Annotated in this window: 12 protein-coding genes and 1 pseudogene; 7 read left to right on the forward strand and 6 right to left on the reverse strand. The window is 68.9% G+C overall.

From position 1 onward, the window contains the following. Positions 1-7 precede the first annotated feature (7 nt). On the reverse strand, positions 8-475 hold the full coding sequence (gene smpB, locus NGK70_RS13175; RefSeq protein ID WP_251969002.1) for an SsrA-binding protein SmpB: 468 nt from the start codon (positions 473-475) through the stop codon (positions 8-10). 56 nt (positions 476-531) lie between these two features. Here smpB and NGK70_RS13180 point away from each other — a divergent pair, with 56 nt between their 5' ends. Both NGK70_RS13180 and NGK70_RS13185 read left to right on the forward strand, forming a co-directional pair. After that, a complete protein-coding gene (locus NGK70_RS13180) occupies positions 532-999 on the forward strand; it encodes a type II toxin-antitoxin system RatA family toxin (RefSeq protein WP_251969003.1) in 468 nt (155 codons plus the stop codon). Then, entirely contained in the window at positions 986-1,402 is a 417-nt protein-coding gene (locus NGK70_RS13185; protein WP_251969004.1) for an RnfH family protein, read from the forward strand. The genes NGK70_RS13180 and NGK70_RS13185 overlap by 14 nt, the downstream gene beginning before the upstream one ends. A gap of 12 nt (positions 1,403-1,414) precedes the next feature. On the opposite strand, the gene NGK70_RS13190 is transcribed toward NGK70_RS13185, so the two are convergent. After that, complete coding sequence (locus NGK70_RS13190) at positions 1,415-1,960, reverse strand: DUF4124 domain-containing protein (RefSeq protein ID WP_251969005.1); 546 nt, start codon at positions 1,958-1,960, stop codon at positions 1,415-1,417. A gap of 119 nt (positions 1,961-2,079) precedes the next feature. Between NGK70_RS13190 and guaB the strand changes: the two genes are divergently transcribed. The 3 genes from guaB to guaA all read left to right on the forward strand — a co-directional run bounded on the left by guaB (position 2,080) and on the right by guaA (position 6,520). After that, on the forward strand, positions 2,080-3,552 hold the full coding sequence (gene guaB / locus NGK70_RS13195) for an IMP dehydrogenase (RefSeq protein ID WP_251969006.1): 1,473 nt from the start codon (positions 2,080-2,082) through the stop codon (positions 3,550-3,552). Between the two features lie 119 nt (positions 3,553-3,671). Then, positions 3,672-4,883, forward strand: a complete 1,212-nt coding sequence (locus NGK70_RS13200; protein ID WP_251969007.1) for an MFS transporter — start codon at positions 3,672-3,674, stop codon at positions 4,881-4,883. A 26-nt stretch (positions 4,884-4,909) separates the two neighbouring features. Beyond that, positions 4,910-6,520, forward strand: coding sequence for a glutamine-hydrolyzing GMP synthase (gene guaA / locus NGK70_RS13205; protein ID WP_251969008.1), 1,611 nt, complete (start codon positions 4,910-4,912; stop codon positions 6,518-6,520). Between the two features lie 115 nt (positions 6,521-6,635). Here the strand turns inward: guaA and NGK70_RS13210 are convergent. The 4 genes and pseudogenes from NGK70_RS13210 to NGK70_RS13225 all read right to left on the reverse strand — a co-directional run. Next, positions 6,636-6,890: pseudogene (locus NGK70_RS13210) on the reverse strand (TauD/TfdA dioxygenase family protein); the annotation flags it as partial. Between the two features lie 22 nt (positions 6,891-6,912). Then, the gene (locus NGK70_RS13215) at positions 6,913-7,518 is read right to left on the reverse strand and encodes an isochorismatase family protein (RefSeq protein ID WP_251969009.1); all 606 of its coding nucleotides are present in this window, start codon (positions 7,516-7,518) and stop codon (positions 6,913-6,915) included. 37 nt (positions 7,519-7,555) lie between these two features. After that, positions 7,556-8,380, reverse strand: a complete 825-nt coding sequence (locus NGK70_RS13220) for a pirin family protein (protein WP_251969010.1) — start codon at positions 8,378-8,380, stop codon at positions 7,556-7,558. A gap of 55 nt (positions 8,381-8,435) precedes the next feature. After that, positions 8,436-9,494 (reverse strand): alkene reductase, encoded by a 1,059-nt coding sequence (locus tag NGK70_RS13225; protein ID WP_251969011.1) that lies wholly within the window; start codon positions 9,492-9,494, stop codon positions 8,436-8,438. Positions 9,495-9,604: 110 nt separating this feature from the next. Between NGK70_RS13225 and NGK70_RS13230 the strand changes: the two genes are divergently transcribed. After that, positions 9,605-10,498: a LysR family transcriptional regulator gene (locus NGK70_RS13230; protein ID WP_251969012.1), complete on the forward strand. Its 894-nt coding sequence runs from the start codon at positions 9,605-9,607 to the stop codon at positions 10,496-10,498. 198 nt (positions 10,499-10,696) lie between these two features. Then, positions 10,697-11,617, forward strand: a complete 921-nt coding sequence (locus NGK70_RS13235) for a diguanylate cyclase domain-containing protein (RefSeq protein WP_251969013.1) — start codon at positions 10,697-10,699, stop codon at positions 11,615-11,617. The last annotated feature ends 1 nt before the right edge of the window (position 11,618 follow it).

Genomic DNA, 11,618 nt, shown 5'->3' on the forward strand with positions numbered 1-11,618 from the left:
CGCGCCGCTACTCCTTCGGACCTGATGAGATCTTCGATCTCATCAGGCGGCCCTTTTCCCGCTCCCACTCGCGGTCCTTGATCGTGTTGCGCTTGTCGTGCTCGGCCTTGCCCTTGGCCAGTGCGAGTTCCACCTTGACCCGCCCGCCCTTGTAGTACAGCTTCAGCGGCACCAGGGTAAAGCCCTTTTGCTCGACCTTGCCGATCAGGCGGCGGATCTCGGCCCGGTGCATCAGCAGCTTGCGGATGCGGTCGGCGATCGGGTTGACGTGGGTGGATGCGCTGCGCAGCGGGTTGATGCGCAGGCCGATGAGGCTCAGCTCGCCGTCCTTGATGACCACGTAGCCGTCGGTGAGCTGCACCTGGCCGCTGCGGATGGCCTTGATCTCCCAGCCCAGCAGCACGATGCCCGCCTCGTAGCGCTCCTCGATCTGGTAGTTGAACAGGGCTTTCTTGTTTTCGGCGATGGCGCTCATGGCGGGGGCTTCTCGGGCAGGCCGGTCGGGCCGGCTCAATACAATCCGGGGATTGTATGAAGCACGTCAAGAAGTCCGTCCTGATCTGGTACTCCCCCCGGGAGATGTACGACCTGGTGGTCGACGCGCCGTCCTATCCGAAGTTCCTGCCCTGGTGCCAGAAGGGTGAGGTCCTCGCGCAGGAGGAGGGCGGGCTGACCGCGCGCCTGCACCTGGCCTATGCCGGGGTGAGGCATGCCTTCACGACCCGCAACCGCATGGTGCCCGAGCGCAGCCTGACGATGGCGCTGGTGGATGGGCCGTTCTCGCACCTGCAGGGCGAGTGGCGCTTCCTGCCCATCGGCCCGGCCGCGGCCTGTACGCCTGACGCCGGGCCGCAGGCCTGCCGCATCGAGTTCGACCTGAGCTATGCCTTTTCCAGCCGCCCGCTGGAGGCGGTGGTGAGCCCCGTGTTCGACAAGATCGCCAACACCTTCGTCGATGCCTTCGTCGCCCGAGCCGAGCAGGTCTATGGGCGGCGCTGAATCGGCGGGAGACGGCCTGCTGTGCGTCGAGGTGGTGTGCAGCACCGGCCCTCGCCACATCGATGCGGTGCCGCTGAGGCTGCCGGCCGGCAGCACGGTGGGGCAGGCGGTCGAGCGCAGCGGCCTGCTGCAGCGTTACCCGGCGCTGGCGGCCGATGCCGGTCTGGTGTGCGCCGTGTGGGGGAAATCCGCAGCGGGCGATGCACCGCTGCACGACGGCGACCGCATCGCGCTGTGCCGCAGCCTGCAGGTCGACCCCAAGGAGGCCCGCCGCCTGCGCTACCGCGCCCAGGGGCAGCGCAAGCGGCAACCGCGCCAGCGCGTGCGCGGTGTCAGCGCGCCTTCTTCTTCTTCTTCTTCTTCCACTTCCGCTTCGGCAGGCCAGGAGCCTGAAGGAGCCTGAGCCCGGGCGGCGTCAGCGGCACTCGCTGCCGATGACTTCGCGGGCACGGTTCAGCTCTCGCGCCCGCTGGGCGTCGTCAAGGAACTCGCGCTCGCCCTGGGTATTGGTACGGGTGATGCGCTGTCCCGATTCGAGGCTGCGGGCGTAGTCGCGGGCGCGCAGGCAGTTCTCCTGGCGTTGGCGGGCGAGCTTGTCCTCCTCGGCCTGGCGCTTGGCGGCTTCGGCCGCGGCGGCCTGGCGGCGTTTCTCTTCCAGCACAGGTTCGACCGCCTTGTTCCCCGGTGCTGCGCTGGCTGGCGCCACTGCCGAGGTTGGCGCCGAGGCCGCCGCAGGTGTCGGGCTGGTGTTGGCGGGCGTCGCGAGAGGGCGCGCCAGGATGGCCTTGTCAGGTACCGAGGCTGGCGGCGGGCGGTCGCTGTACTGGATGCGTCCGGCCGCATCGCGCCACTTCCACTGGGTCTGCGCACCGGCCAGGCCGGCACAGAGCAGGCAGAGTGCGCCGATGGCGATGCGCGGCGCGAGGTGCCGGAGGGGAGGGGGCGAGGCTCGCGGGGTCATGCAATGAGTGTAGCGGCGAGGCCCCGGCGGTGGGCCGCCTGCAGGTTGCCGGATGCTTCAGGCAGGGCGCGGGCTGTAACGACTCCGTATAATCTCCTTTTGCGTCTGGAGCCTCTCCCATGCGCCTTCTCGGCAAAGCGCTGACCTTCGACGATGTGTTGTTGGTCCCCGCGTACTCCCAGGTGCTGCCGCGCGACACGTCGCTGGCCACCCGTTTCACCCGCAACATCGAGTTGAACCTGCCCATCGTCTCCGCGGCGATGGACACGGTCACCGAGGCCCGCCTGGCGATCGCGATCGCCCAGGAAGGCGGGATCGGCATCGTGCACAAGAACCTGCCACCCAAGGCCCAGGCGGCCGAAGTGGCGCGGGTCAAGCGCTATGAATCGGGCCTGTTGAAGGACCCGATCACCATCGCGCCCGGCGCCCGCGTGCGTGACGTCATCGAGTTGTCGCGAGCGCACGGCATCTCCGGCTTCCCGGTGGTGGACGAGGGCCGCGTGGTGGGCATCGTCACGGGCCGTGACCTGCGGTTCGAGACCCGGCTGGATGCCCCGGTGCGCGAGATTATGACGCCGCGCGGGCGCCTGGTCACGGTGAAGGAGGGCGCGTCGCTCGCCGAGGCCAAGGCGCTGATGCACCAGCACAAGCTGGAGCGGGTGCTGGTGCTCAACGACAGCGACCAGCTGCGCGGCCTGTTCACCGTCAAGGACATCACCAAGCAGACCACCTTCCCGAACGCGGCGCGTGACGCCCATGGCAAGCTGCGCGTCGGCGCGGCGGTGGGTGTGGGCGAGGGCACCGAGGAACGCGTCGAGCTGCTGGTCAAGGCCGGCGTGGACGCGCTGATCGTCGACACCGCGCACGGCCACAGCCACGGGGTGATCGAGCGGGTGCGCTGGGTGAAGCAGAACTTCCCGCAGGTGGAAGTGATCGGCGGCAACATCGCCACCGGTGCAGCCGCGTTGGCGCTGGTGGAAGCCGGGGCGGATGGCGTCAAGGTCGGCATCGGCCCGGGTTCGATCTGCACCACCCGCATCGTCGCGGGTGTGGGCGTGCCGCAGATCACCGCGATCGACAATGTGGCCACGGCGCTGCGTGGCACCGGCGTGCCGCTGATCGCCGACGGCGGCATCCGCTACTCCGGCGACATCGCCAAGGCGATCGCCGCAGGCGCGCACACCGTGATGATGGGCGGCATGTTCGCCGGCACCGAAGAAGCCCCGGGCGAGGTCATCCTCTACCAGGGCCGCAGCTATAAGGCCTACCGTGGCATGGGCTCGATCGGCGCGATGAAGGCCGGCTCGGCCGATCGCTACTTCCAGGAAGCCGACGAGACCAGCAACCCCAACGCCGACAAGCTGGTGCCCGAGGGCATCGAAGGCCGCGTGCCCTACAAGGGCTCGATGGTCTCGATCATCTTCCAGATGGCCGGCGGCCTGCGCGCGTCGATGGGCTACTGTGGTGCGGCCACGATCGAGCAGATGCGCGATCAGGCCGAGTTCGTCGAGATCACCGCGGCCGGCATCCGCGAAAGCCACGTCCACGACGTGCAGATCACCAAGGAAGCGCCCAACTACCGCATGGAATAGGCGGGCGAATGACTCAAGACAAAAGCGGGGCGAGCGCCGGGCCGCCCCAAGCCGGCCCGCACCCCCCCGGGGGGTCGGCCGGCGTACCCGCCGGACGGGGGGCGTCCAGGACGGCGGCGATGCCCTTCATCCTGATCACGGTGCTGATCGACATGATCGCCATCGGGCTGATCGTGCCGGTGCTGCCCGTGATCGTCGGCACCTTCACGGCCAACCCGACCGAGCAGACCTTCTGGTTCGGCGTGGTGGCCTTCACTTTCGGGGTGGCGAATTTCTTCGGTTCGCCGATCCTGGGGGCGCTGTCCGATCAGCATGGCCGCCGACCGGTACTGCTCATCGGCTTTGCCGGGCTGGCGCTGAGCTTCATCGTCACCGGTCTGGCCACGGCGCTGTGGATGATCATCGCGGTGCGGCTGTTCTCCGGGGCGATGCAGGCCAACGCCGCGGTGGCCAACGCCTACGTGGCCGACATCACGCCGCCTGAGCAGCGGGCCCGCCGTTTCGGCCTGATCGGCGCGATGTTCGGCCTGGGCTTCACGCTCGGGCCGGCGCTGGGTGGTTGGTTGGGCTCGATGAACGTCCATCTGCCCTTCTTCGTGGCTGGCGGCATGGCATTGCTGAACTGGCTGTACGGCTTCTTCGTCCTGCCCGAGTCGCTGCCGGCCGAGCGCCGCCGTCCCTTCGACTGGAAACGCGCCAACCCGGTGGCTGCGCTCAAGGGGCTGTCGCAGTTGCGCGGTGTCGGCCCGCTGGTGGCGGTGGCGGCGCTGGCCTCGCTGGCGCAGTTCACGCTGCACAACGCCTGGGTGCTCTACACCACCTTCAAGTTCGGCTGGGGTCCGGCGGAGAACGGCAAGTCGCTCTTCGCGGTGGGCGTGATGGCGGTGCTGGTGCAGGGCTTCCTGCTCAAGCACATGCTCAAGCGCTTCTCACCCAAGAAGCTGGCTGCCTTCGGCCTGCTCGGCTCGTCGATCACCTACCTGGGCTTTGGCCTGGCCAGCGAGGGCTGGATGATGTTCGTGGTGATCATCATCGGCGCGGTCATCGGCGGTGGCGCCCAGGCCTCCATCACCAGCCTGCTTTCCAATGCCGCACAGGCGCATGAGCAGGGCCAGACGATGGGCTCGATGGCCTCGCTCAACAGCCTCACCGCGGTGGCTGCGCCGGTGGTCAGCGCCGCGTTGCTGGGTCTGGTGTCCCACCGGCCGCCGGGCGATCCCTGGATCGGCCTGCCGTTCTTCTTCTGCGCCGGGCTGCAAGCCCTGGGCGCTTTGCTGGCCCTGGCCCACTTCCGCCGCCAGCGCCTGTCCGCGGCGCAGGCCGTGGCCTGACAACCTCCGCTTTCAGCGATCCCACGATGCACGACAAGATCCTCATCCTTGACTTCGGCTCCCAGGTCACCCAGCTGATCGCCCGGCGCGTGCGCGAGGCCCACGTGTACTGCGAGATCCACCCGAACGACGTCTCGGAGGAGACCATCCGCGCCTTCGCGCCCAAGGGCATCATCCTGAGCGGCAGCCACGCCAGCACCTACGAGGACCACCAACTGCGTGCGCCGCAGATCGTGTGGGACCTGGGCGTGCCGGTGCTGGGCATCTGCTACGGCATGCAGACCATGGCCGCCCAGCTGGGCGGCAGGGTCGAGTGGAGCGACCACCGCGAGTTCGGCTACGCCGAGGTGCGCGCGCGCGGCCACACGAAGCTGCTGGACGGCATCGAGGACTTCCGCACCGTCGAAGGTCACGGCATGCTCAAGGTCTGGATGAGCCACGGTGACAAGGTCACCGAGCTGCCGCCCGGCTTCAAGCTGATGGCCAGCACGCCCAGCTGCCCGATCGCCGGCATGGCCAACGAGGACAAGGGCTTCTACGCTGTCCAGTTCCACCCCGAGGTGACGCACACCCTGCAGGGCACCGCGCTGCTCACGCGCTTCGTGCGCGAGATCGCTGGCTGCCGCGGTGACTGGATCATGGGCAACTACATCGAGGAGGCGGTGGCCCGCATCCGCGAGCAGGTGGGCGACGAGGAGGTGATCCTCGGCCTGTCCGGCGGGGTCGATTCCTCCGTCGCGGCGGCGCTGATCCACCGCGCCATCGGCGACCAGCTCACCTGCGTCTTCGTCGACCACGGCCTGTTGCGCCTGAACGAAGGCGCGATGGTCATGGAGATGTTCGCCGGCCGCCTGCATGCCAAGGTGGTGCACGTGCAGGCCCAGGACCAGTTCATGGGCCACCTGAAGGGTGTGACCGACCCCGAGCAGAAGCGCAAGATCATCGGCCGCGAGTTCGTCGAGGTCTTCCAGGCCGAGGCGGCCAAGCTCAAGGGCCAGGACACGGCCAGCGGTACCAACAAGGGAGCCAAGTGGCTGGCCCAGGGCACCATCTACCCGGACGTGGTGGAGAGCGGTGGCACCAAGACCAAGAAGGCCACCATCAAGAGCCACCACAACGTCGGCGGCCTGCCCGAGACGCTGGGCCTGAAGCTGCTGGAGCCGCTGCGCGAACTGTTCAAGGACGAGGTGCGCGAGCTGGGCGTGGCCCTGGGGCTGCCGCACGACATGGTCTACCGCCACCCCTTCCCGGGCCCCGGCCTGGGCGTGCGCATCCTCGGCGAGGTCAAGGCCGAGTACGCCACGCTGCTGCAGCGCGCCGACCACATCTTCATCGAAGAACTGCGCAAGACGGTGGACGAGCACACCAGCAAGACCTGGTACGACCTCACCAGCCAGGCCTTCGCCGTCTTCCTGCCGGTCAAGAGCGTCGGCGTGATGGGCGATGGCCGCACCTACGACTACGTCGTCGCACTGCGCGCCGTGCAGACCAGCGACTTCATGACCGCCGACTGGGCCGAGCTGCCCTACAGCCTGCTGAAGCGGGTTAGCAGCCGCATCATCAACGAGGTGCGCGGCATCAACCGGGTCACCTACGACGTCAGCAGCAAGCCGCCCGCGACGATCGAGTGGGAGTAGTTGTCGGGTCACGGGCGATGACCTGCGGCGCGTCTGGAGCGACCCAGAACCACTCACCTGCTCAGCGGGTGGTTGGTCGGCCGCGGGTCGTGACTGAGGGCCGGCCGCAGGGCGTTCAGAACGGCCGTCTGCCCGCCAGGCTGATGCGCTTGAGCACGCGGCGCTCGCTGGCGTCGAAGGGCGTGCGCGCGTGCAGCGTGACCTGGTTGTCCCAGTAGACGACGTCGCCGACCTGCCAGTGGTGGGTGTAGGCGAAGCGAGGCTGCAGGATGTGCGCGCGCAGGCGCACCATCAACGCTTGGCCGCGCGCCGGGTCGACGCCGACCAGCTCGACCTCGGTCTCTTCGTCCAGGAAGATCGCCTTGGCGCCGGTATCCGGATGGGCCCCTGGCTTACGCGATGCTCGCGCCCAGAGCCGGGAAGACGTCGGTGAACAGCAGGGTGATCAACTGCTGGCCGGCCGGCGTGGACCAGTCCTGGGCGATTTCGGCGATCAGCGTGTTGGTGGCGGTCAGCACCACACCCGCGTCGTGCATGCGCTGGCGCGAGAACTCTTCGGACAGCAGGCTGGGCGAGCCCGACGCGTCCATCACCGCCTGGACGTTGAAGCCTTCCTGCGCCGCGTCGATGGCCGGGAAGATGAGGCAGACGTCGGTGGTGACGCCGGCCATGATCAGGTTCTTGCGGCCGGTGGCCAGCACCGCGTCGCGGAAGTCCGCGTAGGCCCACGCGTTGACGACGCCGGGGCGCTTGATGCGCGCTGCATTCGCTTCGGGCAGGACTTCAGCGATCTCCGGCAGGATCGGGCCCTGCGCGCGCTCTTCCTGGCTGGAGGTGATCACGACGGGGAGGTTCAGGATCTTTGCCATCTTGGCCAGCGCGATGGACTGCTTCGCAGCCTGCTCGCGGTCGATGTTCTTGATCAGCTTCATCGTGCCGACCTGATGGTCGATCAGCAGCAGGGCGGAGTTCTCGGCGGTGAATCGTTCGATTTTCATGGTGTGGTTCCTGGTGGGTTGGGGCGGGCGGATGCCTTCAGAGGTGGCCCATCTCGCCCCGTTGGTAAGCGGCAGTGGCCGCGATCAGGCTCTCCTGGCTTGCAAAGGCCATGGGCCCGTTTGAAAACAAGGGCTGGCGCAGCGGGCTGCCGATGAATACGGCGACCTGGGCCGCGCCCGCCTTGGCGACGAGCTTGTGCGTCGTCACCTCATCGTCGACCGGGAGGATCGGCGCGCCGAGGTCGTCGAGACCGACGCTCAGGCCGTCGAGTTCTGCGCTCCCATGGATCGGCATGAAGAAGGCGCGCTGACCCGCGGGGATGCGAATGTCCAGTTCGCCACCGGCTTCCAGCGTGACGTCCAGCAAGGTGACGTCGGTCGGTGGCGTCAGCGGCGAATGGACACCGCCAAAGCGGCCCAGCGGGACGCGGACCCGTGATCCGGGCCGCTCCACCACGGGCACGTCTTGGGGCGCCAGGGTCAGCGCGAACGGCGCGTTGCCCTGGCGGTCCCGCGGCAGGTTGACAAAGATCTGCAGCAGGTGCGTGGTGTCGCCCGTCACGGCCGGGTACTCCTCATGGACCACACCGCGGCCGGCAGCGGTCCAGTGCAGGCCACCCGGCTCGATCAGGTTGCGCGTGCCCAGTGAATCGCGGTTGGCCATGCCGGTTTCCGAATCCAGGAACAGGTAGGTCACCGCCGAGAAGCCCGCGTGCGGATGCGGCGGGAAGGTCGGTGCACTCATCCAGGCGTGGTCGATGCCGATGAAGGGATCGAGCAATGCGGGGTCGGATGCATGCAGGCGGTAGGCGCGGAACTGCTGCCCGCGGTTGGCGCGCTGCATGCGGGCGATGGTGGTCATGGCGATTCGCCTTTCGTGGCTCGCTGGGGTGACTCGCTGGTGTGGCCCGTTCCGGTCAAGCCGCCAGCGCCGGGTAGTCGATGTAGCCCTGCGCGGTAGGCGGTGCGAAGAAGGTGTTGCGATCGGGCGTGTTCAACGCCGCGCCGACGCGGAAGCGCTCCGGCAGGTCCGGGTTGGCCAGGAAGGCGCTGCCGAACACCACGGCATCGGCACGGCCCTCGGCCAGCAGCTTCTCGGCGCTGTCCTGCGTGAGCCCGCCACCGACCAGGTAGGCACCGTCGAAGCGTGGGCGCAGCAGCGCGTGGTAGTCGAAGGCCGCGCCGAACAGCGCCACGTGCAGGTAGGCCAGGCCCTTGCCGCGCAGCTGGTCGACCAAGTAGGCGTAGGTCTCCTGCGGAGCGGCATCGGTGATGCTGTTGTAGTTCATCTCCGGCGACAGCTTGATGCCCACGCGGTCGGCGCCAGCCTCGGCCACCATCGCGGCGAGCACTTCCAGCAGGAAGCGGGCGCGGTTCGCGACCGAGCCGCCGTAGGCGTCCTGGCGCTGGTTGCTGCCCGAGGACAGGAACTGCTCGGGCAGGTAGCCCGAGGCACCGTGCAGTTCCACGCCGTCGAAGCCCGCTTCGATGGCACGGCGGGTGGCCTGGCGGTATTCGTCGACGACACCGGCGATCTCGGCGACGCTGAGTTCGCGCGGCGTGACGAAGTCGACCTGGCCGACCGGCGTCCAGGCCTGGCCTTCGGGCCGGATGGCTGAAGGGGCCACCGGCGTGGCGCCGCCCAGCAGCGACGGGTGCGACACCCGGCCGCAGTGCATCAGCTGCATGAAGATGCGGCCCCCCTGGGCGTGCACCGCCTCGGTCACCTGCTTCCAGGCGGCGACCTGGACGGAAGTCTCGATGCCGGGTGTGTGCACGTAGCCCTTGCCCATCGCGGACGGGAACACGCCCTCGGTGATGATGAGGCCCGCACTGGCACGCTGGGCGTAGTAGGTGACCGTCAGGTCACTGGGCACGCCATCGGCATCGGCGCGAGAGCGGGTCATCGGCGCCATCACCAGGCGGTTGGGTGCCAGCGCGCGGCCGATGCGGACGGGGGTGAGGAGTTGGCTCATGGTCGGTTCCTTGGACAGGAGGGGTGGCGATGGACGGATCTTCTGTTGTTCTGCCCTGGGGATAAAGTGGGTACGATGGAAGTCATTGATCCAAAAATGGCGCAATCCGCATGCAGCTGCTGAACGACATGGCCTTGTTTGTGGAGGTCGCCAGCACCCTGAGCTTCAAGCGAGCGGCCGACGCCACCGGGGTGCCGAACTCCACCCTGTCGCGGCGCATCAGCGCGTTGGAAAAGGCCATCGGCCTGCGGCTGCTGCACCGCACCACACGCAGGGTGGAATTGACCGAGGCCGGGCAGATTTACTACGAACGCTGCCGGCGCATCGTCGACGAGGCTCGGCTGGCCCATGAGCAGCTGGGCGAGTTGCTGGCGCAGCCCAGCGGCGTGCTGCGTGCGTCGCTGCCGGTGGACTTCGCCACCATCTACATGGCGCCGCTGATCGCGGAATTCGCGCGGCGCCATCCCGGCATCACCTTCGATTTCGACCTGACGCCGCGGCGGGTCGACCTGGTCAGCGAGCCCTTCGATGTGGCCATCCGCATGGGCGAACTCAGCGACTCGAACCTGATCGCCCGGCTGCTGGCCCGCCTGCCGGCCGGGCTCTATGCCTCTGCGCGCTACCTGCAGGCCCGGGGCGAGCCGGCGCACGCCGCAGACCTGGCGCAGCACGAATGCCTGGCCTTTCCCAAAGCCGGCCCGTGGACCTTGTACCGGGGTGCAGAGGTGGCCGAGGTCGAGGTCGGCGGGCGGGTTCTGGCCAACAGCGTGGGCATGCTCCGCCGCCTGGCGACGCTGGACATGGGGGTGATCCTGCTGCCCGAGGAGATCGTGGCCGACGACCTGGCCGCGGGGCGGCTGCGCCGCATCCTGCCGGACTGGCAGGGCAAATCAACGCCGGTCTATGCGCTCACCGAGACACGCCTGCTGCCTGCAAAGACGCAGCGCTTCGTCGAGTTCCTGCAGGAGCGATTGACGCAGCCGATCGGCGCCTGGCAAGGGTGAGGTGGGGCGGGCTGCCTGTCCGCTCGAAGGCGACTCAGCGCCTGTGTGGCGATTCCACGCTGGCGCGACGCAAGTCACACTCCCGGCGCGGTCGCTCGCGGCCGTGTGGGGGCTTTCTAGGCGGGGAAGCCGCCTTGGCGCATGATCGCCCCCGTTACAGACCGCATCGGACCGCGCCAGGGTCGCGTCCGTTCCGCCATGGCTTCCTTCACTGACATCGCAGACGTTTCACCACTGCAGGTGCTCTGCATCGGCTGGCCAACGCCCACGGCTGCCGATGCCGCCTTCGGCCCACTGCATTGGCGCCATGGCGCCACCCTGGACGCGGCCGAGCGCGCGCTGGAGGGCGATGCGGCTCCCCACGCCATGGTGATCGATGCGAGCCTGCTGGCGCAGGTGCCGCCGCACTGGGCGGGGCTGTCCACTGCGGCACGCCGCTGCGCGGTGCTCGTCATCGCGTCGGCGCCTGGCCGCGCCGAGTGCTGGTCCTGGCTGCGCGCAGGGGTGCAGGACGTGCTGTCGCGCGAACGCGTCGATGCGGCCGAGCTGTCCCGCGCGGTGGCGCTGGCGGTGCGGCGCTGGCAGCAGCAGGAGGATGTACGGCGGGCCTGGTCGATCGACCTGGACACGGGCCTGCCCAACCGCACCCAGCTGATGGAGTTGCTGCACCAGCTCTGTGCGCTGCGCGAGCGCGAGCCTGCACCGATGGCGCTGGCCGTGTTCCGGCTCGGCAACGTGGCCGGCTGCGACGCCAGCCTGGGCGCGGCGGCAGCACCGACGCTGCGGCGCAAGCTGGCGGTGCGCCTGCGCGCTGGCCTGCGGTCGAGCGACGTGGTGGCCGCGCTCGACGCGGACAGCTTCGCGGTGCTGCTGACCCGGCTCGACGCGCCGCAGGACGCCCAGAAGGTGGTGGATAAGCTCACCCGTTCGCTCCAGGCTCCGCTGAGCTTTGCCGGGCAGCCGGTGCTGGTGGGCGTATCCACCGGCGTGGCGCTGCACCCGCTGCACGCGCGCCAGCCCGCCGAGTTGCTGGATCTCGCCCTGGCTGCAGCGGGGGAGCGCAGGGCTGCCGACGGTGCCCGCCTGGGCCCCCGCGGGGAGGCGGCGAACGACGGTTGAG

The sequence above is a fragment of the Sphaerotilus microaerophilus genome (assembly GCF_023734135.1).
GTDB classification, from domain to species: domain Bacteria; phylum Pseudomonadota; class Gammaproteobacteria; order Burkholderiales; family Burkholderiaceae_C; genus Sphaerotilus; species Sphaerotilus microaerophilus.

What these genes read in the sequence shown, in the direction of transcription:
- smpB (WP_251969002.1), bottom strand. Translation starts at nt 475, where the DNA reads ATGAGCGCCATCGCCGAAAACAAGAAAGCCCTGTTCAACTACCAGATC.
- NGK70_RS13180 (WP_251969003.1), top strand. Translation starts at nt 532, where the DNA reads ATGAAGCACGTCAAGAAGTCCGTCCTGATCTGGTACTCCCCCCGGGAG.
- NGK70_RS13185 (WP_251969004.1), top strand. Translation starts at nt 986, where the DNA reads ATGGGCGGCGCTGAATCGGCGGGAGACGGCCTGCTGTGCGTCGAGGTG.
- NGK70_RS13190 (WP_251969005.1), bottom strand. Translation starts at nt 1,960, where the DNA reads ATGACCCCGCGAGCCTCGCCCCCTCCCCTCCGGCACCTCGCGCCGCGC.
- guaB (WP_251969006.1), top strand. Translation starts at nt 2,080, where the DNA reads ATGCGCCTTCTCGGCAAAGCGCTGACCTTCGACGATGTGTTGTTGGTC.
- NGK70_RS13200 (WP_251969007.1), top strand. Translation starts at nt 3,672, where the DNA reads ATGCCCTTCATCCTGATCACGGTGCTGATCGACATGATCGCCATCGGG.
- guaA (WP_251969008.1), top strand. Translation starts at nt 4,910, where the DNA reads ATGCACGACAAGATCCTCATCCTTGACTTCGGCTCCCAGGTCACCCAG.
- NGK70_RS13215 (WP_251969009.1), bottom strand. Translation starts at nt 7,518, where the DNA reads ATGAAAATCGAACGATTCACCGCCGAGAACTCCGCCCTGCTGCTGATC.
- NGK70_RS13220 (WP_251969010.1), bottom strand. Translation starts at nt 8,380, where the DNA reads ATGACCACCATCGCCCGCATGCAGCGCGCCAACCGCGGGCAGCAGTTC.
- NGK70_RS13225 (WP_251969011.1), bottom strand. Translation starts at nt 9,494, where the DNA reads ATGAGCCAACTCCTCACCCCCGTCCGCATCGGCCGCGCGCTGGCACCC.
- NGK70_RS13230 (WP_251969012.1), top strand. Translation starts at nt 9,605, where the DNA reads ATGCAGCTGCTGAACGACATGGCCTTGTTTGTGGAGGTCGCCAGCACC.
- NGK70_RS13235 (WP_251969013.1), top strand. Translation starts at nt 10,697, where the DNA reads ATGGCTTCCTTCACTGACATCGCAGACGTTTCACCACTGCAGGTGCTC.